Source organism: Erwinia sp. MMLR14_017 (genome assembly GCF_033657285.1).
Taxonomy (GTDB): Bacteria; Pseudomonadota; Gammaproteobacteria; order Enterobacterales; family Enterobacteriaceae; genus Erwinia.
In genome coordinates this window covers 498,448-519,425 of sequence record NZ_JAWVWP010000001.1, presented here as the reverse complement: position 1 = coordinate 519,425, position 20,978 = coordinate 498,448, and the positions used below count along the sequence as shown (strand labels likewise).

Genomic DNA, 20,978 nt, shown 5'->3' with positions numbered 1-20,978 from the left:
GACGCTAAAGCGCGCTCTGCGCACTCGCTTGCAAAAATTTGCCTCCAACTGCAATAACCGCTGATTCTTTTCGGCACACCACGGCGTTGCCTGCTTTGCCGATGGTTCAGCGTTCCTGCTGAGGCTATCTTGCCAACTTCTTAACTACACGGAGGTTTAGCATGAAGCAGCAGCAAGGATTTACCCTGATTGAACTGATGATTGTGATTGCCATCATCGCCATCCTGAGCGCCATTGGCCTGCCCGCTTACCAGAACTACCTGCAAAAAGCCGCCCTCACCGATATGTTGCAAACCGCCATCCCCTATAAAACGGCAGTGGATCTCTGCATCATTGAGCAGGGAGGAAGCGGCACCTGTAGCGAAGGCAGCAACGGTATCCCTGCGGGCAAAGGGTCACGCTATGTCAGCGCCATTAACGTCTCCGCAGGTGTGATTACCCTTACCGGCCAGGAGAGCCTGAACGGGCTAAGCGTAGCGATGAACCCAACCTGGGATGCTGCGCAGGGGCAAATCAGCTGGCAGCGAAGCTGCACCAGCGAGCAGGCCAGCCTGAAAGAAGCCTGCCAGAGCGTCTTTCGCTTTGAAGATGATACGGAGGTGGCAGAGTGATCCCGCAATCCACTCAGCGGGCGGTAGAGGCCCTCTGTTTACGTCATCAGGCGGTGATTCTGGCATTTACGCCTGAAAAGCTCCACCTCGCAATGGCAGAGACGCCGGATGATGCGCTGATTGAAGCGCTACGCTTTGCCACGCAGAGCACGCTGGAGGTTGAATGCTGGCCGCAGGCGCAGCTGGAACAGTTTCGCCAGGTTGAGGAACCTGCTAATAAATTCACGCCGGAAAATGAATCGGGGGAAACCGCACCGGAGAAGATCCAGGCTCTGCTGCAACTTGCCATCCAGCGGCGCGCTTCCGATATCCATATTGAACCACAGCGGGATGCGCTGCGCGTACGGTTTCGTATTGATGGCGTACTGCAAAGCGTTGCCGGTAGTGAACATCATAATGTTGCGGCACTGCTCGCCCGCCTGAAAATTCTGGCCAACCTGGATATTACCGAGCGCCGCATACCGCAGGATGGACAATTTACCACTGAGATTGAGGGTAAATCCGCCTCTTTCCGCCTCTCCACCCTGCCGACACAGTACGGCGAGAAAGCGGTAATACGCCTGCTGCAAAGCGAACCTCATGCCGTTGCGCTGGAAAAGCTGGGCATGCCTCCTGCCGCGCTGAAGCTCTATCGTCAGGCGCTGGCCCGTCCGCAGGGTCTGATCCTGGTAACCGGCCCAACTGGCAGTGGCAAGACGTTTACGCTCTATAGCGGATTAAGCTCGCTGAACTCCCCGGCGCGCAATCTGTGCAGTGTTGAAGATCCCATAGAAATCCCGCTGGCGGGGATCAATCAAACCCAGATCCACACCAAAGCTGGCCTGGATTTCAACCGGGTTCTGCGCGCCCTGCTTCGTCAGGATCCGGATGTCATCATGCTGGGTGAAATCCGCGATCGGGAAACGGCAGAAACAGCCATCAAGGCTGCGCAGACCGGGCATCTGGTCTTATCGACGCTGCACACCAACTCCACGACGGAAACGCTGACGCGTATGGGGCAAATCGGCATTCCGGGCTATTTGCTGGCTTCCGCGCTGGTATTGATTATCGCTCAGCGGCTGGTCAGGCGACTTTGCCCGCATTGTCGTAAGCCGGGTGAGGCGGTTGCCCATTTTCCGTCAGCAATCTGGCCCGGCACGGTGCAGAACTGGCAGGCTGTGGGGTGTGAACGCTGCTATTCAGGCTTTTATGGCAGGCTGGCGCTGTTTGAAATGCTGCCAGTCACTGCCCGCCTGCAAAACGCCATTGCTGCTGAGAGCAGTGCTGAACATCTGACAGAAATCGCCCGTCAGCAGGGACGCAACTCACTTTTTGTAGAAGGACTTCACTTTGTAAACCGGGGCGATACCACCCTGGAAGAGCTTAACCGCATCGTGGGAGGAGATAATGCATGATTTCAGAGAGCGAGCGCTTTTTGTTTCGCTGGCAGGCGTTAACCAGCAAGGGAGAGCTGCATCGGGGCGCCTGTTTTTGTCAGGATCAACAGGAGGTGATGGAAAACTTGCTGGCCAGGGCGTTGACGCCGCTGACGCTTTCTTCCGGCAGGCGGGTCCGGGCCAGTGCGTGGCAACTACAGCATAAAATTTCGCTGTTTCGCCAGTTAGCGACTTTGCTTAAAGCCGGAATGACGCTCTCTGCCAGCCTGAGCCTGATTGCAGAGGATCATGCAATTGTATACTGGCAGGCTTTACTGGGGCAGCTTAAAGGCGACGTTGCTGAAGGCGTCCCGTTTTCAGAGGCGCTGGCCCGCTGGCCCGGAGTATTCCCTCCGCTCTATCCCGCTCTGATGTCTGTAGGGGAGATGACCGGACGCATTGATGAGTGCTGCCTTCAGCTGGCTGGTCAGCAGGAGCGTCAGCATCTGCTGCAGAAAAAGGTCAACAAGGCGCTGCGTTATCCGCTGTTTATTCTGGCCCTTGCGCTGGTGGTCAGTACCGGCATGCTGATCTTTGTCCTGCCTGAGTTTATGGCGGTCTATAGCGCTTTTGACGCGCCGCTTCCGACTTTTACAGCTGCCGTTGTTGCCCTCTCGCATTTGCTGCAGCGATACGGGCTGGCGTTACTGATGGTAGTTGCAGTATCCGGGATGGCTTTACGATGGCAAACCAGACGGTCGCCGCACTGGCAGAAGCGCCTACAACGTTGGCTGTTAGCGCTGCCTTTAATCGGCAGATTGTATCAGGGCGGGATGCTCAGCCAGATCTTTATGACCCTGGCGTTAACGCAGCATGCCGGGCTGACGCTGTTGCAAAGCCTGCAGGCTGTTGAGAGAACGCTGGCCGATCGGCTGTGGCGGGAAGCCGTCCAGCGGCTTCAGCATCATATTGCTGGCGGCCATCCTCTGCACCAGGCACTGAAACAGCACACCCTTTTTACGGCTCTGTGTTATCAGTTGCTGAAAGTGGGGGAAGAGTCTGGTTCGCTGGACAGCATGTTAACCCGGCTGGGAAACCTGCATGAGGAGACGACACAGGAGCTGGCGGATAATCTGGCAGCCGCGCTGGAACCGCTAATGATGGTGGTTACCGGCTTACTGGTGGGAGCGCTGGTGATCGCCATGTATCTGCCAATTTTCAATCTGGGTGATACGCTGGGATGATGTTTAATCCGGATGATGCGTCGGAGTTTTCCATGCAGATGATGCATCGATGAATTTTAATCCGGGTGATGCCGAGGAGGATTTTAATGGCTCTGAGGCATGGGTGATATGTTACAAGCGCGCATGCCCGACCCATCTTTAGGATATCGATCAGCCGGGCATGTAAGGGGTTAGCGATTAAACACGCGGTTTTCCTGCTCCGCCACACGGATAAACGTGGTGCGCTTGGTCAGCTCTTTTAAGCGCTCTGCACCTACATAGGTGCAGGCCGAGCGTAAGCCACCCAGAATATCTTTTGCGGTGAACTCCACCGGCCCCCGAACAGGAAGCTTAACCGTCTTACCCTCAGCGGCCCGGTAATCCGCCACGCCGCCGACGTGCCGCTTCATCGCAGACTCCGAACTCATGCCATAGAACAGCATAAACTGTTCACCCTGCTCCTCCACTACGGTGCCTTCACACTCATCGTGTGCAGCCAGCATGCCGCCCAGCATCACAAAGTCCGCTCCGCCGCCAAACGCCTTAGCCACATCGCCAGGGACAGAACAGCCGCCGTCGCTGACGATCTGTCCACCTAAACCGTGAGCCGCATCTGCGCACTCAATCACCGCAGAAAGCTGAGGATAACCCACGCCCGTTTTTACGCGCGTAGTGCAGACCGAACCTGGTCCAATCCCTACTTTAACGATGTCAGCGCCGGAGAGAATAAGCTCCTCGACCATTTCGCCTGTGACCACATTTCCGGCACAGATGGTTTTGCCAGGACAGGCTTCACGCGCCCGTTTCAGAAAATCAACAAAATGCTCGGAGTAGCCGTTCGCCACATCGATACAGATAAAGTTCAGCGCAGGCGAGAGCGCCAGAATTTGCTTCATTTTGATGAAGTCGGCCTCTGAGGTGCCGGTGGAAACCATCACATGCTGCAGCACATTTTCCGGCACGCGGGAGACAAACTGCTGCCATTGCTCAACGCTGTAATGTTTGTGCACGGCGGTGAGCACGTCAAATGATGCCAGCGCCTCTGCCATGGTGAAAGTGCCCACGGTATCCATATTGGCGGCGATGATCGGCACGCCAGACCAGGCAACACCGGAGTGTTTAAAGGTGAAATGGCGGGTGAGTTCAACCTGAGAACGGCTTTTCAGCGTGGAACGCTTTGGCCGAATGAGGACGTCTTTAAAGCCTAACTTAATATCTTCTTCAATACGCATGATAGATTTCCTGGTTGAAGGCGCAATAGTCAGCAGTAGCCAGCTCCAGTGACGCTATCATACGCACTAAATTCGCGCCGACAAGGGTGCGAATTCAGGTTTTTTTACGCTACACTCTGCTGACTGTATCTGCTATTCGCTCTTGTGAACTGTGCCTCATTTTTACACCCGTTGCTGCTAATCGTTTGCTACCAACCGCACTGACATCAGAGCCACGAGAAAAGAGGCTTATGCGCTATACTGTTGCGCTGACCGGTGGTATCGGCAGCGGAAAAACCACCATCGCCAACGCTTTTGCTGACCGGGGGATAGACCTGGTCGATGCTGACGTGATTGCCCGCCAGGTCGTTGAGCCAGGCCAACCTGCATTAGCGGCTATTGAATCCAGGTTTGGCCGGGAGGTCATCGTTGATGGCAGCCTCGATCGTAAAGCGTTGCGTCAACGTATTTTTACCTCGGCGGAAGACAAAGCCTGGCTCAATGCGCTGCTGCATCCGCTTATTCAGGCAGAAACACGCCGCCAGCTTGCACAAACCCACTCCGTCTGGTGCTTATGGGTAGTGCCGCTGTTGGTGGAAAATAATCTTCAGCATCTGGCAAACCGGGTGCTGGTCGTCGATGTGGATCGCGAGACCCAGATAAGACGCACCGCTGCCAGGGATGGTATCAGCCGCGAACAGGCAGAACATATTCTGGCCGCTCAGGCAACGCGCGAGCAGCGCCTTGCCGTGGCGGACGACATTATTGATAACGGCGGGTCACCCGATTCGGTGGCCGCGCGCGTTGCCCAGCTTGACCAGTATTACCGCCAGCTGGCAGGGGCAACTCACCAGGATTAACAGTATGAGCACAACCGTATTATTTGAATATCCGCTGAATGAAAAGATGCGGACATGGCTACGAATTGAATTTTTAACCAATCAGTTAGAGAGCAGCAAAACGATTACCGACCATCTTGGTGCGTTAACGTTCTTCCGCAACGCAGCGGAACTGCTGGATGTCTTTGAACGCGGTGAGCTGCGCACCGAAATTGTAAAAGAGCTGGAAAAACAGCAGCAGAAACTTCGCGCCTGGGCGGAAATTCCTGGGGTAGATATGGAGTTGATCGCTGCGTTGCGTGACAAACTCAAAGCCTGCTCCACCACCCTGATGGCTGCGCCAAGAATGGGCCAGCTGATGCGTGAAGAGCGCTTGATTGGGCTGGTGCGTCAGCGCCTGAGCATTCCCGGCGGCTGTTGCAGTTTCGACCTGCCTACGCTGCATATCTGGCTGCATATTGAGCAGTCACTGCGTGATGCGCAGGTCGCCGTCTGGATGGATTCGCTGATGCCGATCAAAGAAGCGCTCACCCTGCTGCTGGATTTGATCCGTCAGTCCGGGGAGTTCCGTATGCAAACCAGCCTGAACGGTTTCTTCCAGGATAACGCTGAAGGCGCTGAACTGCTGCGTCTGCAGCTGTCGCTGGAGGACTCGCTCTATCCGCAGGTTTCCGGTCACAAGAGCCGCTATGCGATTCGCTTTCTGCCGTTAGACAGCGAACGCGGCGAAGTACCGGCACGCCTGGATTTTGAACTTGCCTGCTGTTAAGGGTCTGCGCTATGAATAAAGATGATGTGATGGTTGTTAACTGCCCCACCTGCTCGAAAGAGGTGATTTGGGATGAACTGAGCCCGTGGCGCCCGTTTTGCAGTAAGCGCTGCCAGCTGATCGATTTAGGTGAATGGGCGGCGGAAGAGAAACGTATCGCCAGCAGCGGCGATCTTTCAGAGAGCGATGAGTGGAGCGAGCAGGAGCCACACCGCGATTAAAGCGCTCCCGCCCGGTCGGGCGGGAGAAGTGTTACTGGACTTCTGCTAACAGTTTCAGGACGATGCTGGCGTTGGCAGGAGGAAATTCCTCCGCCACCAGTTCCCGTTGCGCCACCCAGCGCTGGGGCTGTCCTTCACGGCCCCATGGCTCGCCCTGCCAGCGATCGACAATAAAGAAGTGCAGCGTAACGCGAAAATTACTGTCTGCATGCTCTCCCTGGCCATAAGCCATCGCATGTTCAACCTCAATACCGGTTTCTTCCTGTAATTCGCGTTTCAACGCCTCTTCCGGCGTTTCACCCGGCTCTATTTTGCCGCCGGGGAACTCCCACATATTCGCCATATGCGAACTGGCCGAACGCCGTGCCAGAAATATATTGTGTTGCCGATCGCGGATAATGCCGACCGCCACTTGCAGATGCTTCATTGCCTTTCACTCTGAGAAACTTAACACTCCGCCACTATTCCAGCGTTATGCCGGAATGGCAATAAAAAAGGGCTGGAGAGAAGCTCCAGCCCTTGTTGACTCACCTGCCGTTAAGCGAGGCGGCCATGGCACTGCTTGAATTTCTTACCTGAGCCACAAGGGCAGGGATCGTTACGGCCCACTTTACGTTCGCCCGTGGCTTCGGCGAGATCTATTGCCGCTTCGGTGTCCGTGTCCACATGGCTCAGCTGTTGCTGCTGTGCAAGGCGCTCAGCCTCTTCACGGCGCTGCTCTTCCATCGCTTCCACTTCTTCCGGCATACGTACCTGGACTTTGCACAGGGTGCTGATCACTTCGTACTTCAGGGATTCCAGCATGGCGGCAAACATGGCGAAGGATTCACGCTTGTATTCCTGCTTAGGATCTTTCTGCGCGTAACCACGCAGATGTATACCCTGACGCAGGTAATCCATCGCTGCCAGATGCTCTTTCCACAGTGAGTCCAGCGTTTGCAGCATTACCCCTTTTTCGAAGTTGCGCATCATCTCAACGCCGACCACTTCCTCTTTGCGATGATACTGCTCTTTCGCCTGCTCCATAATGCGTTCACGCAGCGTCTCTTCATGCAGCTCTGGCTCTTTGTCCAGCCACTCTTTCACCGGCATATCGAGATCGAAATCGTTTTTCAGGCGCTCTTCCAGACCAGCCACATCCCACATCTCTTCCAGTGACTGCGGTGGAATATAGGTATCGATAGTGGTTTTGAAGACATCGTCACGGATGCTGTTGATAGTTTCAGAAACGTCAGAAACATCCAGCAGTTCGTTACGCTGGCTGTAGATAGCACGGCGCTGGTCGTTAGCGACGTCATCATACTCCAGCAGTTGCTTACGAATATCGAAGTTACGGCTCTCTACTTTACGCTGTGCGTTAGCAATCGCTTTGGTTACCCACGGATGCTCAATCGCTTCGCCAGGCTTCATACCCAGTTTACGCATCATGTTAGAGACGCGATCCGAGGCAAAGATACGCATCAGCGCATCTTCCATCGACAAGTAGAAGCGGGAAGAACCGTTATCGCCCTGACGACCTGAACGACCACGCAACTGGTTATCGATACGGCGCGATTCATGACGCTCGGTACCGATAATGTGCAGGCCACCGGATGCCAGCACGGCATCGTGACGGATTTTCCAGGCGCTTTTGATAGCTTCAATCTGTTCAGCGGTTGGCGCTTCCAGCGCGGCGATTTCTGCCTGCCAGCTGCCGCCCAGCACGATATCCGTACCACGACCCGCCATGTTGGTGGCGATGGTGACCGCACCTGGCTGCCCCGCCTGCGCAACAATATCTGCCTCGCGGGCGTGGAACTTGGCGTTCAACACTTCATGCTTGATGCCCGCACGCGTCAGCTCCTCAGAAACCACTTCTGATTTCTCAATGGAGATAGTCCCCACCAGCACCGGCTGGCCGTTGGCGGTACGCTCACGAATATCTTCGATGATCGCATCGATCTTCTCTTTCTCGGTCATGTAAACCAGATCCGCCAGATCTTTACGCACCATCGGACGGTTGGTAGGCACCACAATAGTTTCCAGCTTGTAGATAGAGCTGAATTCAAAGGCCTCGGTATCTGCCGTACCGGTCATCCCGGCCAGTTTGTCGTAGAGACGGAAGTAGTTCTGGAAGGTAATGGATGCCAGCGTCTGGTTCTCATTCTGGATTTCCACGCCCTCTTTGGCTTCAATCGCCTGGTGCAGGCCATCGGACCAGCGACGACCCGACATGGTACGCCCGGTGTGTTCATCCACGATAACCACTTCACCATCTTTCACGATGTAGTCCACGTCGCGGGTAAACAGGACGTGAGCACGCAGCGCGGCGGTGACGTGGTGCATCATCATGATGTTACCAGGCGAATAGAGAGACTCGCCCTCTTCCATGATGCCTTCGCTAACCATCAGCTCTTCAATGGCGACCAGACCACGCTCGGTCAGGTGAACCTGGCGGGCTTTTTCATCCACAGAGAAGTGACCTTCGCCCTGGAAGGAATCTGAATCTTCTTTTTCCTGACGGATCAGGTTTGGAATGATTTTATTCACCCGAATATAGAGTTCGGAGCTGTCTTCAGCCGGACCGGAAATAATCAGCGGCGTGCGGGCCTCATCGATCAGGATGGAGTCAACCTCATCCACCAGCGCATAGTTCAGCTTACGCTGTACGCGGTCTTCCGGGCTGAACGCCATGTTGTCGCGCAGGTAGTCAAAACCGTATTCGTTGTTGGTACCGTAGGTGATATCGGCAGCATAGGCTTCGCGCTTGGCGGGAGCTGGCATGCCGGGCAGGTTGATGCCGATGCTCAGGCCGAGGAATTCGAATAATGCACGGTTGTTTTCAGCATCACGCTGCGCCAGATAGTCATTCACCGTTACCACGTGAACGCCTTTGCCACTCAGCGCATTCAGATAGGCTGGCAGCGTTGCCGTCAGGGTTTTACCCTCACCGGTACGCATTTCTGCGATACAGCGGTTATTCAGCACCATACCGCCCAGCAGCTGCACGTCAAAGTGACGCATACCAAACACGCGCTTACTGGCTTCACGCACGGTCGCAAACGCTTCCGGGATCAGGTTTTCCAGCTCTTCGCCTTTTTCCAGACGTGCGCGGAACTCACCTGTTTTCGCTTTCAGCTCATCATCAGAAAGCTTTTCAAAATCGGGTTCCATCTTGTTGATCTGATCAACGGTTTTGCGCATGCGGCGCAGGGTACGGTCGTTACTGCTACCAAAAACTTTGGTTAATAATTTGATTAACATAGTAAATAAATTCTCTCGGCCACCACCTGATGGGGTGAAGCACTCTGTTTTTCGAAGGGGTTAACTGAACGTAACGTTATGCGAGAGCGCCCGGCCCGGCACGAATGCCCTGAACCTGAGCCAGCCAGAGGCCTGTCTGGTGCTGCGTTTTTACTGCAACCTGACGCCCGGTAGTCTGACGAATGATCGTCGGTGGCCTGGCTTCATGGGTCAACAGCGCGTTCAGCGTGTCCAGCAGCGCCAGCTTTTGCACTTCGAGCGGGATAACCCGTTCGGCCGTGGGCTGTCTTGCTGGTGTCAGCGTGAAGGAGAGATGACGGATAACGGTGCGGATGGCGTGCTGATGCCAGTAATCCACGTTGAAATTAGGACGCCGGACGCTTTCATGCAGCAGCGCCAGGCTGTCGAAGCGCGCCACGCTGCTGATATTCAGACTTCTGGAGGCGGTTTCTGGTAAAGTTGTTCTCTCGCTGGCAGCGTGAGGCAGGCCAAGCCCGGCCGCGACCATCCCCAACAGGAGATGCGGCCAGAAATAACGTCTGCCAAATTGTCGCCAACGATTTAGAATACCGATCACTGTTTCCGCCGGAGCCTGCTATGCGTGATAGTCGCCCGCAATCAATTGAAAATTTATTCGAAACTACCGAAGGCCAGGGCGTGCTGCAAACTATTCAGCAGCGCGCGATTGCGCTCAATAAGCTTAACCGCGCCGTGCAGGGCATACTCCCTGCTCAGATGCATCCCTGGTGCCGTGTGGCGAATTTCCGCCAGGGCATTCTGGTGCTCGAAACCGCTAATGCCAGTTGGATGATGCGCTTACGCTACGAACAATCCAGCCTGCTGTCAGCTTTACGAGCGCAAATATTACCATCATTGACGGCGATCGACATCACCATAAATCCTTCACTGGCAGCAAAAGCGCAGGAAAGCGTGCAAAAAAGCGGCAGTCAGTCGGCAGCGGAAGAAAATGTGCCAGGGCGTCAGTTAAGCGAACAGAGTGCGGAAATATTGCGGAGTGTGGCGAGCCGAAGCCCTGAAAAACTCAAGAGGATAATAGAACGACTGGCCTCACTGGCCGGAGAGAGTACCAGCTCAACCAGTCGTAATAAGTAGTTCTGACTTATGCCAGAACCAGATTAGGCGCCCTGAAGGTCACCGGCAGCTCGGCTTCGTCTTCAAACGTTGCCCATTCCCAGGCTTCCTGCTTGGCCAACACCGCCTGCAGCAGCTTGTTGTTTAACGCATGGCCAGACTTGAATGCAGTGAATGCACCAATGATGTTATGACCACACATAAACAGGTCGCCAATGGCGTCCAGCATTTTGTGACGGACGAATTCGTCTTCAAAACGTAAACCATCTTCGTTAAGAACGCGGTAATCATCTACCACGATGGCACAATCAAAGCTGCCGCCCAGGCAGAGGCCACGGGACTGCAGTGCTTCGATATCACGCATAAAGCCGAAAGTACGGGCACGGCTGATCTGACGGGCGAAGGCTTCAGCAGAGAAATCCATGCTGTAGCGCTGTGAGCTGGCGTCGATTGCAGGATGGTTAAAGTCGATAGTGAAATCTAACGTAAAACCATTATGCGGACGGAATTCTGCCCATTTGTCGCCATCTTCAACCCGGACTGGTTGATTGATGCGGACAAATTTTTTCGCCGAATTCAGTTCTTCAATACCCGCGTCCATCAGCAGATAAACAAAGGGGGCGGCGCTGCCATCCATGATAGGAATTTCAGGCGCGTTCACTTCCACCACAATGTTATCAATGCCCAGACCCGCTAAAGCGGCGTTCAGGTGTTCGACTGTCGAAATACGCACGTCATGCTCATTAACCAGGCAAGTACAGAGCATGGTATCACGCACGGATTTGGCATCAGCCGGGAAATCAACCGGTGGATTCAAGTCAGTGCGACGATAGATGACCCCGGTATTAGCCGCAGCAGGGCGCAACGTAAGCGTGACTTTTTTGCCGGTATGCAAACCGACGCCAGTCGCCTGAACAATACGTTTTAATGTCCGTTGTTTGATCATCGTATTATCTCGCAAAATTACTCATCCGACCGCCAGTATAACTTACTGACGGGCGAAGACTTTAGCACAAAGAGCGGAGAATCCCAATTCTCAGGAAATTCTTAATCCGCCTGCTTACGCAGGAAGGCCGGAATATCCAGATAATCAGGCTCTTTGTTAGTTTGCGCGCCCGGATCGTTGACCACTTTTGCCGCAGGTTTTTGTTCCTGTGGCAGCGGCGCCATACCGTGCTGCTGATAACGATGATCCATCACTGGCTGAGTCTGCTGCTGCTTGTTGGTCACCAGGGTAATCTCTGGACGTTTGTCCATGCCAATACCGGTAGCAACCACGGTCACGCGCAGTTCGTCATTCATTTCTGGGTCGAGCGAGGTACCGATAACCACGGTCGCATTGTCAGAAGCGAATGCACGGATGGTGTTACCTACCGTTTCGAACTCATCCAGACGCAGGTCGAAACCAGCGGTGATGTTAACCAGCACACCACGCGCGCCAGAAAGGTCGATATCTTCCAGCAGTGGGCTGGAGATAGCCATTTCCGCCGCTTCTTCTGCACGGTCTTCACCGCAAGCCACGCCTGAACCCATCATCGCGTAGCCCATTTCGGACATCACAGTGCGCACGTCAGCAAAGTCGACGTTCATCAGGCCAGGACGGGTAATCAGCTCGGCAATACCCTGAACCGCGCCTTTCAGCACGTCGTTAGCCGCGCCAAACGCGTCAAGCAGAGAGATGCCACGGCCGAGCACTTTCAGTAGCTTGTCGTTGGGAATAGTAATCAGAGAATCGACATGCTTGGAAAGCTCAGCAATACCCTGCTCGGCAAACGCCATGCGCTTTTTGCCTTCAAAATTGAAAGGCTTGGTCACCACAGCAACCGTCAGGATACCCAATTCTTTGGCCACTTCTGCTACCACTGGCGCAGCACCGGTTCCGGTACCACCGCCCATACCGGCAGCGATAAACACCATGTCTGCACCTTCCAGTGCCTGACGCAGTGCTTCACGATCTTCTTCTGCAGAGTTACGGCCCACTTCCGGGTTCGCACCCGCACCCAGACCTTTGGTGATACCGTTACCGATCTGGATAGTCTGACCCACAGCCGTTTTACGCAACGCCTGAGCGTCGGTATTTACCGCGAAAAACTCTACGCCTTCGATGCGTTCGCGCACCATATGCTCTACGGCGTTACCGCCGCCGCCGCCGACGCCGATGACTTTAATCACCGCGTCATTGGTTAATTCCATTGGTTCAAACATAATTTCTCTCCGTTATGTGCCTGTCGCCTGGAGATCATAAATAACTCTAGCATGATCCCCTTTTCTCTAAATTAAAACTCTTTTCTCAGCCAGCTGTTGATTCGTTTGAACCAGTTGCCCACTGAGGCTCTTTTTTCTACATCCGCCTCACCGTTAAGATGAGACTCTTTTCCGTAGTGCAGTAAGCCTACCGCCGTTGAGTAGTAAGGCTCCTGCGCGTAATCCGTTAGTCCTGTGATGTTCAGCGGCTGTCCGATACGCACCTGGGTGTGGAACACACGCTGGGCGCAAGCCGCCAGGCCTTCAATCTGTGCCGCACCGCCGGTCAGAACAATGCCTGCCGCAAGATGGTGCTTAACGCCCTGCTGGCGAAGCTGCTCCTGCAACTGCAGAATCTCGTCGTTGACCAGATTCAACAGCTCGGTGTAACGAGGCTCAATCACCTCTGCCAGGGTCTGCCGCTGCAGGCTGCGTGGTGGACGCCCACCCACGCTTGGCACTTCCACGTTTTCGTCTTTGCCCACGATAGAACCCAACGCGCAGCCGTGACGGACTTTAATCGCTTCAGCATCGGTCGGCGGCGTACCAAATGCGTACGCAATATCGCTGGTGACCACGTTCCCTGCATAGGGGATCACTTTGGTGTGACGCAGCGCGCCACCGGTATAGACCGCGATATCCATCGTACCGCCGCCCACGTCCACCACGCAGACGCCCAACTCACGTTCATCTTCGGTCAGCACCGCAAAACTGGAGGCCAGACCGGCGAAAATCAGTTGGTCAACTTTCAGGCCACATCGTTCAACAGCTTTTACGATGTTTTTCGCCATATCATTGTGACAGGTGATCAAATGCACTTTTGCCTGCATCCGCACGCCGGACAAGCCGACCGGGTTTTTGATCCCTTCCTGATAGTCGATCGCATATTCTTGCGGAATAACATGGAGGATCCGGTGCTCATCACGAACACGAACGGATTTGGCGGTATGAACCACATTCTCCACATCTTCCTGCGTCACTTCCTCTTCGGAAATAGGAACCATCCCTATTTCGTTCTGGCAACTGATGTGTTTGCCCGATAATGCAAGGTAAACCGAGGAAATCTGGCAGTCCGCCATCAGCTCTGCCTGGTCGATGGCGCGCTGAACGCACTTCACCACCGACTCCAGATCGTTCACGCCGCCTTTATCCATTCCGCGGGACGGACAGCTGCCTACACCAATGATATTGACCATGCCATCGGGCAGAATTTCACCTACCAATGCGGCGACCTTTGCGGTGCCAATCTCGAGTCCAACTACCAGTTTTCTGTCCGTCGACTTGATCATTATTGTTTAACCTGTGCCTGATTCTGTTGCTGATTACTGTCGGGGGTCTTGATTTCTGCCGGTGCCCATCCAACTGCCGCGCCAGAGTCATACCGCAGATCCACGTAACTGATACGCTTGTTTTCTGCCTGTGCCTGTTGCTGCAGCGTAGGATAGAGCTGAATGAAACGTTTTAGCCGTTTCATATCTTCGTTGCGTCCCAGCTCCAGCCGGACATCATCGCTCAACACCAGTTGCCAGGACCGCCGTGCGGTCATCGACGCCACCTTCAATTTAAATTTACTCGCCGCCAGCAGATCGCTCATCTGGTGATAACCGGTCAGCACTTCTGTCTCGCTGCCCTCAGGCCCATAGAGCATCGGCATCTCTTCCTTGCCGATGTGGCTGGCTGGCACCGTGAACGATTTACCCTCGGCATCAACCATATGCAGATCATTCCAGCGCGCCACGGGCACATACTCAACCAGATGGATCTTTAACTCGTCTGGCCACTGCTTACGGACGCTTACCTGCTGGATCCACGGCAGACGTTCAATCTGCTGTTGTATAATGTCCACATCCTGCGACATAAACGTACCTGGCGCGCCGAGCGATAAAATCGCCTGACGAATATCATCATTAGTGGTGTAGTGCGTCTGCCCGGTCACCACCAGCCGGGAGAGCGGCAGACGGGAAGCATCATCCATCCACTTAACCACCACAAAGCCACCGGCGAGCATGACGCCCAGTACCATCGTCAAAAAGAGGATACCCGCCAGCCGTGTACCATTACTGCGCCCGGATCGCGCCTTTTCCTGCGCTTCACGGTTTCGGACATTCAGAGCGGCCTGGGACATATCAGTCGGCCAGCTCCAGAATGCGCGCCACCAGCTGAGAGAAGCTCATGCCAGCTTGCTTTCCAGCCATCGGAACCAGACTGTGACCGGTCATCCCTGGCGAGGTGTTCACCTCCAGCAGATAAAACTGGCCATCTCCGCCCATCATGACGTCTACACGACCCCAGCCGCTGCAGCCTAATGCGCGCCAGGCTTTAATGACGATTCTGCTGAGTTCTGCTTCCTGTTCAGCAGATAATCCGCTTGGGCAGAAGTATTCAGTATCGTCAGAAAAATATTTTGCTTCATAGTCATAGAACTCAGAAACCGCATTTATTCGTATTGAAGGCAATATTTCGTCGCCAATCACCGCTACGGTATATTCAGGCCCGCTTAAAAAGGCTTCCACCAGCACTTCATCGTCGTGGCGGAAGGCTTCAGTCAGCGCAGCCTGAAGCGAGTCAGCCTGGTTAACGCGGCTGATGCCTACGCTGGAACCTTCGCTGCTCGGTTTAACGAAGAGCGGTAATCCAAGTGCAGCGATTTTCGCTTCGGTTTCCGCACTGAGTCCGGCATCCATCTCCTGGCGGCCAATAGCCACATAAGGGGCGATGGGCAGCCCACACCCCTGCCAGAGCAGTTTGGTGCGCAGTTTGTCCATAGTGATGGCAGAGGCCATAACGCCACTGCCGGTGTAAGGGATATTCAGGAACTCTAAGACGCCCTGTAGCGTACCGTCTTCGCCGCCACGGCCATGCAGCGCGATAAAGGCCTTTTCAAAGCCCTCTTCTTTCAGGCGCATGACCGGGAAATCACGGATATCAACAGCATGTGCGTCAATACCGGCTTCAATCAGCCCCGCCAGCACCGCTTTTCCCGACATCAGCGACACTTCGCGCTCCGCAGAGGTGCCACCCAGCAATACCGCTACTTTCTCAGCCATGATGTTCCCCTTCTTTCGTCTGCGGTTGTAACTTAAGTTCTGACAGCGTACGGGCAATGCGTCCGACGTTGCCGGCCCCCTGGACCAGGATTAAATCGTTGCCGGAGAGCTTAGGCGCCAGCATATCCAGCACGGTCTCATGGTCGGAGACCAGAATAGGATCTACCTTGCCACGTCCCCGAATTGTGCGGCAAAGCGAGCGGCTGTCCGCGCCCGGAATCGGCGTCTCTCCGGCGGAATAAACATCCAGCATCAGCAGGACATCTACCTGAGACAGCACATTGGCAAAATCGTCATATAAATCACGGGTACGGGTATAGCGATGCGGCTGGAAAATCATCACCAGCTGCTTGTCCGGCCAGCCCGCTCGTGCGGCCTGGATAGTCACATCGACCTCTGTAGGATGGTGACCGTAATCATCCACCAGCATTGCGGTGCCTGGCTTACCGTTCACATCCTGAATCGGGTATTCGCCGAGGAAATCAAAGCGGCGTCCCGTTCCCTGGAAGCTTTCCAGCGCGCTGAGGATCTCCTCATCCTCAATGCCTTCTTCCGTGGCCACCGCCACCGCAGCAGCCGCGTTCAGCGCGTTATGACGGCCTGGCGCATTCAGGGTGACGCGCATCAGCGGCTTGTCATGGCGGGCCAGGGTGAAATGTCCCTGAGCGCCATACTGCTCATAGCTTGCAATGCGCACGTCCGCATCTTCACTGAAGCCATAGGTGGTTATCTGCCGTCCGACGCGCGGGATCAAATCCCGGATAACCGCATCATCAACACAGAGCACCGCACGGCCATAAAACGGCAGGTTATGCAGGAAGTTGATGAACGTCTGCTTCAGGTTCTCAAAGTCGCCCTGATAGGTGTCCATATGGTCAGCTTCAATATTGGTGACAATCGCCACCATCGGCTGAAGGTGCAGGAAAGAGGCGTCGCTCTCATCCGCTTCAGCGATCAGATAGCGGCTGCTGCCCAGACGCGCGTGCGTGCCCGCCGCCTTGACCAGGCCACCGTTGACAAAAGTCGGATCCAGCCCACCTTCGGCATAAATACTGGAGACCATCGCCGTGGTGGTTGTTTTGCCGTGCGTACCAGCAACGGCGATGCCGTGGCGGAAACGCATCAGCTCAGCCAGCATCTCTGCACGGCGAATAACCGGAATGCGTGCTTCACGCGCGGCAATGATCTCCGGGTTATCCTGAGAAACAGCGGTAGAAACCACCACCACGCTGGCATTGCTGACGTTTTCAGCGCGATGATTAAAATAGATGGTTGCGCCAAGCTTGCTCAGATGCTGGGTCACTGCGTTAGGGGCCAGATCTGAACCGCTGATTTCATACCCTTCGTTAGCCAACACTTCGGCAATACCGCCCATGCCGGCACCACCGATGCCAACAAAGTGAATGTGCCGGACGCGACGCATCTCGGGCACGATAGAACGCAGTTTTGCCAGTTGTTGTGTATTCATCTCTTCTGCCTGTCAGCACCTGTGGGTGCCGGGTTGCGGGCCGAACTTTGTCGTCCCGTAAATTCTCAGTTAAAGCGCAGCCTTGCTGACTTCCAGGGCGACCCTTTCGGTCGCATCAGGGATCGCTACGGCACGGGCTTTGGCTGCCATCTGCAGCAAAGTCGGACGATCCCAGTGAGCCAGCGTCTCTGCCACTACCTCCGCAGTAAACTGCGGCTGTTCATAAATTTTGGCGGCGCCCGCCTGCTCCAGCGGCAACGCATTCCAGTACTGCTGGCGATCTTTATGCTGGAACGGCACAAAGATTGCCGGAAGGCCTGCGGCGGCCACTTCGCTTACGGTCAGCGCGCCGGATCGGCACACCACCACGTCAGCCCAGGCATAAGCCGCAGCCATGTCATCGATAAATTCGGTGACCTTATGCTGCGTCTGGTTAACCTGCTGATACGCCTGATTAACCTCAGCCAGTGCGCCCTTCCCTACCTGATGCCAGAGGGAGACCGCATTACCCAATTTCGCTGCAACCTGCGGCATCGTCTGATTAAGAATACGCGCGCCCTGGCTGCCGCCAATAATCAGCACGCGAACCGGGCCGCTGCGGTCAGCCAGGCGCGCTTCAGGAAGAGGCAGCGCCAGCACATCGGTGCGAACCGGGTTCCCCACTACTTCCGCATCGGGGAAGGCACCCGGAAACGCCTGCATCACTTTTTTAGCAATTTTTGCCAGCCACTTATTGGTTAAACCAGCAATGCCATTCTGTTCATGCAGCACCACCGGGACGCCGCAGCTCCAGGCTGCCAACCCGCCGGGGCCGGAAACGTAACCGCCCATACCTAATACCACATCCGGCTTATACGCTTTCATAATCGCTCTGGCCTGGCGCACCGCATTAAAAATGCGCAGCGGCGCGCTAAGCTGGGCTTTCAGCCCTTTGCCGCGCAGTCCGCTGATACGAATGAAATCGATTTCAATGCCATGCTTTGGCACCAGGTCAGCTTCCATCCGGTCTGCGGTACCGAGCCAGCGAACCTGCCAGCCCTGCGCCATCAGATGGTGCGCAACCGCCAGTCCGGGGAAAACGTGTCCACCGGTCCCGCCAGCCATCACCATCAGTCGCTTCCCTGTCATCGACTACCTCGCGTAAAGGCCTGTGCTTTCGCCAGGCGCGTTTCATAATCAATTCGTAACAAAAACACGATAGCCGTCGACATAATGATCAGGCTGGAACCGCCGTAACTAATCAGCGGCAGCGTCAGCCCTTTGGTGGGCAGCATACCCGCAGCCGCGCCGACGTTTACCAGCGCCTGGAAGCTGAACCAGACGCCGATAGAGCAGCCCAGAAAGCCGGCAAAACGCTGGTCGAGCTCAAGCGCACGACGGCCAATGGACATCGCGCGAAAAGCGACGAAGAATACCATTAACAGGGCTAAAACCACACCGATATAACCCAGTTCCTCCCCGATAATGGAGAAGATAAAATCGGTGTGCGCTTCCGGTAAATACTCCAGTTTCTGCACGGAATTGCCGAGGCCCTGGCCCCAGAATTCACCTCGTCCAAAGGCCATCAGCGACTGGGTCAGCTGATAACCGCTGCCGAAGGGATCTTCCCACGGATTCCAGAACGACGTTACGCGGCGCATACGATAGGGTTCAGCGACAATCAGCAGGCAGACAGCGAAGATCCCGGAGCCGATAATGGCCAGGAACTGCCAAAGCTTGGCACCCGCCAGGAACAGCATCGCCAGCGTGGTCACAAACAGCACTACCACGGTGCCGAGATCCGGCTGAGCCAGCAGCAGTACGGCCAGCACTACCATCACGCCCATCGGCTTACAGAAGCCCCAGAAGTTGTTACGCACCTCTTCTACCTTGCGCACCAGATAGCTGGCGAGGTAGCAGAACAGCGACAGCTTTGACAGTTCTGCTGGCTGAATACGCAAAGGCCCTAAAGCAATCCAGCGCGAGGCACCGTTTACCGAGCTGCCCACCACCAGCACCACCAGCAGCATCAGTATCGTCACCATCAGCATGATATTGCTGTAGCGCTGCCAGAACGCCATCGGGATCCGCAGAGTCACCAGCGCCATACCCAGCGCCAGCACAATATAGAAGGCGTCACGCTTGGCGAAATAGAAGGGATCGTCCGACAGACGCTGCCCTACCGGCATTGACGCGGAGGTCACCATAACAAATCCCAACACCGCCAGACCGATGGTCAGCCAAAGCAGCGTGCGATCATAAAGAACCATGGAGCTGGCGTCGCTCTCTCGTGGGCCCATGACCCACTCTTTCAGACGATTCGTGATGCCGCCGGCCAGGCTTAAACCAGGAACACGCATTAGCCAAGCTCCTTAGCCAGTTGAGTAAACGCTTCGCCGCGCTGCTCGAAGCTTTTAAATTGATCCAGACTGGCGCAGGCTGGCGACAGAAGCACCATATCGCCCGGTTTCACCTGGCGGGCGATCTGCGTCATCGCCTCAGCCAGCGTTGCGGTCTGAACAGCAATCTCGGGACGCAGCGCAGCTAACGCTTCCGCATCGCGTCCAAAGCAGTAAGTCCGTACGTTGTCGCCCTGCAGGTAACGGGCCAGCGGACTGAAGTCAGCAGACTTGCCGTCGCCCCCCAGCAACAGCCATAAGGTGCCCTGCACCTGTAATCCATTCAGGGCGGCTTCGGTACTGCCCACGTTGGTGGCCTTGGAGTCGTTGATCCAGCGCACGCCGTTACGATCCAGTGCGATCTGGAAGCGGTGAGCCAGGCCGTTGAACGAAGTCAAAGCCTGCAGGCAGGATGCGCGCGGCAGGCCAACGGCCTCAGCCAGTGCCAGCGCCGCCAGGGCATTGGTATGGTTATGCTGACCGACCAGCGTCATTTCGCGGGTGTTCAGCAGTTGTTCACCTTTAAACGCCAGCCAGCTCTCACCAGAGCGCATGCTGAGATGGTAATCCCCCTCTTGCACGCCAAAGCTGACGCAGCGGCTATCCTGGCCACGCACCGGCAGGGTTAGTGCATCATCAGCATTCATCACGCAAACCGCGGCTTGCTCATATACACGCAGCTTGGCGGCGCGGTACTGCTGCATGCCAAAGGGGTAGCGATCCATATGATCTTCGGTAACGTTAAGCACAGTGGCGGCTGCCGCTTTCAGGCTGTGCGTGGTTTCCAGCTGGAAGCTGGAGAGTTCAAGCACGTAGAGCTGTGCAGGCCGTTCGAGCAATTGCAGTGCAGGCAGCCCGATATTGCCCCCGACACCCACCTGCCATCCCGCCGCTTTCGCCATTTCACCTACCAGAGTAGTCACGGTGCTCTTGCCGTTTGAACCGGTGATGGCCACAACGGGTGCCCGCGCTTCCCGACAGAAGAGTTCAATATCGCCAACGATTTCCACGCCAGCTGCGGCGGCGTCCATAAGCGAGGGGTGCGCCAGCGCCATACCCGGACTGGCAATAATCAGATCGGCTGCCAGCAGCCAGGCATCATTCAGGGAACCGGTCCAGCGCTCAACGTTCTCTGGCAGCTTCTCCAGGCCTGGCGGGGAGACACGGGTATCCATCACGCGTGGCGTCACGCCGCGCGCTAAAAAGAACTCAACACAGGAAAGCCCGGTCAGGCCCAACCCGATGATGACCACTTTTTTACCCTGATAGTCAGCCAT

The 20,978-nt window shown here is 55.5% G+C and carries 20 protein-coding genes; 7 read left to right on the top strand and 13 right to left on the bottom strand.

Features of this window, described 5'->3' with window-relative positions:
• Window positions 1-161: 161 nt before the first annotated feature.
• From ppdD to hofC, 3 genes are read left to right on the top strand one after another with little or no spacing between them, the layout of a single operon-like run.
• A complete protein-coding gene (gene ppdD / locus SD961_RS02440) occupies window positions 162-611 on the top strand; it encodes a prepilin peptidase-dependent pilin (RefSeq protein ID WP_318788810.1) in 450 nt (149 codons plus the stop codon).
• Window positions 611-2,005 carry a type II secretion system protein GspE gene (gspE, locus tag SD961_RS02435; RefSeq protein ID WP_318788930.1) on the top strand — a complete coding sequence of 465 codons (1,395 nt, stop codon included), beginning with the start codon at window positions 611-613 and terminating at the stop codon, window positions 2,003-2,005. The genes ppdD and gspE overlap by 1 nt, the downstream gene beginning before the upstream one ends.
• Window positions 2,002-3,210 carry a protein transport protein HofC gene (gene hofC, locus SD961_RS02430; RefSeq protein WP_318788809.1) on the top strand — a complete coding sequence of 403 codons (1,209 nt, stop codon included), beginning with the start codon at window positions 2,002-2,004 and terminating at the stop codon, window positions 3,208-3,210. The genes gspE and hofC overlap by 4 nt, the downstream gene beginning before the upstream one ends.
• Before the next feature lie 170 nt (window positions 3,211-3,380).
• On the opposite strand, the gene SD961_RS02425 is transcribed toward hofC, so the two are convergent.
• On the bottom strand, window positions 3,381-4,421 hold the full coding sequence (locus SD961_RS02425) for a GMP reductase (protein WP_318788808.1): 1,041 nt from the start codon (window positions 4,419-4,421) through the stop codon (window positions 3,381-3,383).
• 230 nt (window positions 4,422-4,651) lie between these two features.
• On the opposite strand from SD961_RS02425, the gene coaE reads away from it, so the two are divergent.
• Genes coaE through yacG form a run of 3 tightly spaced genes read left to right on the top strand, consistent with a single transcriptional unit; the run spans window position 4,652 to window position 6,229 of the window.
• Window positions 4,652-5,260, top strand: coding sequence for a dephospho-CoA kinase (coaE, locus tag SD961_RS02420; protein ID WP_318788807.1), 609 nt, complete (start codon window positions 4,652-4,654; stop codon window positions 5,258-5,260).
• A gap of 4 nt (window positions 5,261-5,264) precedes the next feature.
• On the top strand, window positions 5,265-6,008 hold the full coding sequence (zapD, locus tag SD961_RS02415; RefSeq protein ID WP_318788806.1) for a cell division protein ZapD: 744 nt from the start codon (window positions 5,265-5,267) through the stop codon (window positions 6,006-6,008).
• Window positions 6,009-6,019: 11 nt separating this feature from the next.
• Window positions 6,020-6,229 (top strand): DNA gyrase inhibitor YacG, encoded by a 210-nt coding sequence (yacG, locus tag SD961_RS02410; protein WP_318788805.1) that lies wholly within the window; start codon window positions 6,020-6,022, stop codon window positions 6,227-6,229.
• Window positions 6,230-6,260: 31 nt separating this feature from the next.
• On the opposite strand, the gene mutT is transcribed toward yacG, so the two are convergent.
• The 3 genes from mutT to secM form a co-directional block, all read right to left on the bottom strand.
• On the bottom strand, window positions 6,261-6,656 hold the full coding sequence (gene mutT, locus SD961_RS02405) for an 8-oxo-dGTP diphosphatase MutT (RefSeq protein ID WP_318788804.1): 396 nt from the start codon (window positions 6,654-6,656) through the stop codon (window positions 6,261-6,263).
• Window positions 6,657-6,766: 110 nt separating this feature from the next.
• Entirely contained in the window at window positions 6,767-9,472 is a 2,706-nt protein-coding gene (gene secA, locus SD961_RS02400) for a preprotein translocase subunit SecA (RefSeq protein WP_318788803.1), read from the bottom strand.
• Between the two features lie 76 nt (window positions 9,473-9,548).
• Complete coding sequence (gene secM, locus SD961_RS02395; protein WP_318788802.1) at window positions 9,549-10,049, bottom strand: secA translation cis-regulator SecM; 501 nt, start codon at window positions 10,047-10,049, stop codon at window positions 9,549-9,551.
• A gap of 20 nt (window positions 10,050-10,069) precedes the next feature.
• Between secM and SD961_RS02390 the strand changes: the two genes are divergently transcribed.
• The gene (locus tag SD961_RS02390; protein WP_318788801.1) at window positions 10,070-10,585 is read left to right on the top strand and encodes a DUF721 domain-containing protein; all 516 of its coding nucleotides are present in this window, start codon (window positions 10,070-10,072) and stop codon (window positions 10,583-10,585) included.
• Between the two features lie 7 nt (window positions 10,586-10,592).
• Here the strand turns inward: SD961_RS02390 and lpxC are convergent, their stop codons facing one another.
• The 9 genes from lpxC to murD all read right to left on the bottom strand — a co-directional run bounded on the left by lpxC (window position 10,593) and on the right by murD (window position 20,978).
• On the bottom strand, window positions 10,593-11,510 hold the full coding sequence (gene lpxC, locus SD961_RS02385) for a UDP-3-O-acyl-N-acetylglucosamine deacetylase (protein WP_318788800.1): 918 nt from the start codon (window positions 11,508-11,510) through the stop codon (window positions 10,593-10,595).
• A gap of 101 nt (window positions 11,511-11,611) precedes the next feature.
• Window positions 11,612-12,769 carry a cell division protein FtsZ gene (gene ftsZ, locus SD961_RS02380; protein WP_318788799.1) on the bottom strand — a complete coding sequence of 386 codons (1,158 nt, stop codon included), beginning with the start codon at window positions 12,767-12,769 and terminating at the stop codon, window positions 11,612-11,614.
• 71 nt (window positions 12,770-12,840) lie between these two features.
• The gene (ftsA, locus tag SD961_RS02375) at window positions 12,841-14,097 is read right to left on the bottom strand and encodes a cell division protein FtsA (protein WP_013200760.1); all 1,257 of its coding nucleotides are present in this window, start codon (window positions 14,095-14,097) and stop codon (window positions 12,841-12,843) included.
• Window positions 14,097-14,933, bottom strand: a complete 837-nt coding sequence (ftsQ, locus tag SD961_RS02370; RefSeq protein WP_318788798.1) for a cell division protein FtsQ — start codon at window positions 14,931-14,933, stop codon at window positions 14,097-14,099. The genes ftsA and ftsQ overlap by 1 nt, the downstream gene beginning before the upstream one ends.
• A 1-nt stretch (window position 14,934) precedes the next feature.
• Complete coding sequence (locus tag SD961_RS02365) at window positions 14,935-15,855, bottom strand: D-alanine--D-alanine ligase (RefSeq protein WP_318788797.1); 921 nt, start codon at window positions 15,853-15,855, stop codon at window positions 14,935-14,937.
• Window positions 15,848-17,323, bottom strand: coding sequence for a UDP-N-acetylmuramate--L-alanine ligase (murC, locus tag SD961_RS02360; protein WP_318788795.1), 1,476 nt, complete (start codon window positions 17,321-17,323; stop codon window positions 15,848-15,850). The genes SD961_RS02365 and murC overlap by 8 nt, the downstream gene beginning before the upstream one ends.
• A 69-nt stretch (window positions 17,324-17,392) precedes the next feature.
• Window positions 17,393-18,451: an undecaprenyldiphospho-muramoylpentapeptide beta-N-acetylglucosaminyltransferase gene (murG, locus tag SD961_RS02355; RefSeq protein ID WP_318788794.1), complete on the bottom strand. Its 1,059-nt coding sequence runs from the start codon at window positions 18,449-18,451 to the stop codon at window positions 17,393-17,395.
• Window positions 18,448-19,662 carry a cell division protein FtsW gene (gene ftsW / locus SD961_RS02350; protein WP_318788793.1) on the bottom strand — a complete coding sequence of 405 codons (1,215 nt, stop codon included), beginning with the start codon at window positions 19,660-19,662 and terminating at the stop codon, window positions 18,448-18,450. The genes murG and ftsW overlap by 4 nt, the downstream gene beginning before the upstream one ends.
• Complete coding sequence (gene murD, locus SD961_RS02345; RefSeq protein ID WP_318788792.1) at window positions 19,662-20,978, bottom strand: UDP-N-acetylmuramoyl-L-alanine--D-glutamate ligase; 1,317 nt, start codon at window positions 20,976-20,978, stop codon at window positions 19,662-19,664. Before murD ends, ftsW begins: the two co-directional genes overlap by 1 nt.

Excerpts from the sequence above, each read along its gene's own strand:
- ppdD (WP_318788810.1), top strand. The coding sequence starts at position 162 with ATGAAGCAGCAGCAAGGATTTACCCTGATTGAACTGATGATTGTGATT.
- hofC (WP_318788809.1), top strand. The coding sequence starts at position 2,002 with ATGATTTCAGAGAGCGAGCGCTTTTTGTTTCGCTGGCAGGCGTTAACC.
- SD961_RS02425 (WP_318788808.1), bottom strand. The coding sequence starts at position 4,421 with ATGCGTATTGAAGAAGATATTAAGTTAGGCTTTAAAGACGTCCTCATT.
- coaE (WP_318788807.1), top strand. The coding sequence starts at position 4,652 with ATGCGCTATACTGTTGCGCTGACCGGTGGTATCGGCAGCGGAAAAACC.
- zapD (WP_318788806.1), top strand. The coding sequence starts at position 5,265 with ATGAGCACAACCGTATTATTTGAATATCCGCTGAATGAAAAGATGCGG.
- yacG (WP_318788805.1), top strand. The coding sequence starts at position 6,020 with ATGAATAAAGATGATGTGATGGTTGTTAACTGCCCCACCTGCTCGAAA.
- mutT (WP_318788804.1), bottom strand. The coding sequence starts at position 6,656 with ATGAAGCATCTGCAAGTGGCGGTCGGCATTATCCGCGATCGGCAACAC.
- secA (WP_318788803.1), bottom strand. The coding sequence starts at position 9,472 with ATGTTAATCAAATTATTAACCAAAGTTTTTGGTAGCAGTAACGACCGT.
- SD961_RS02390 (WP_318788801.1), top strand. The coding sequence starts at position 10,070 with ATGCGTGATAGTCGCCCGCAATCAATTGAAAATTTATTCGAAACTACC.
- lpxC (WP_318788800.1), bottom strand. The coding sequence starts at position 11,510 with ATGATCAAACAACGGACATTAAAACGTATTGTTCAGGCGACTGGCGTC.
- ftsZ (WP_318788799.1), bottom strand. The coding sequence starts at position 12,769 with ATGTTTGAACCAATGGAATTAACCAATGACGCGGTGATTAAAGTCATC.
- ftsA (WP_013200760.1), bottom strand. The coding sequence starts at position 14,097 with ATGATCAAGTCGACGGACAGAAAACTGGTAGTTGGACTCGAGATTGGC.
- ftsQ (WP_318788798.1), bottom strand. The coding sequence starts at position 14,933 with ATGTCCCAGGCCGCTCTGAATGTCCGAAACCGTGAAGCGCAGGAAAAG.
- SD961_RS02365 (WP_318788797.1), bottom strand. The coding sequence starts at position 15,855 with ATGGCTGAGAAAGTAGCGGTATTGCTGGGTGGCACCTCTGCGGAGCGC.
- murC (WP_318788795.1), bottom strand. The coding sequence starts at position 17,323 with ATGAATACACAACAACTGGCAAAACTGCGTTCTATCGTGCCCGAGATG.
- murG (WP_318788794.1), bottom strand. The coding sequence starts at position 18,451 with ATGACAGGGAAGCGACTGATGGTGATGGCTGGCGGGACCGGTGGACAC.
- ftsW (WP_318788793.1), bottom strand. The coding sequence starts at position 19,662 with ATGCGTGTTCCTGGTTTAAGCCTGGCCGGCGGCATCACGAATCGTCTG.
- murD (WP_318788792.1), bottom strand. The coding sequence starts at position 20,978 with ATGGCTGACTATCAGGGTAAAAAAGTGGTCATCATCGGGTTGGGCCTG.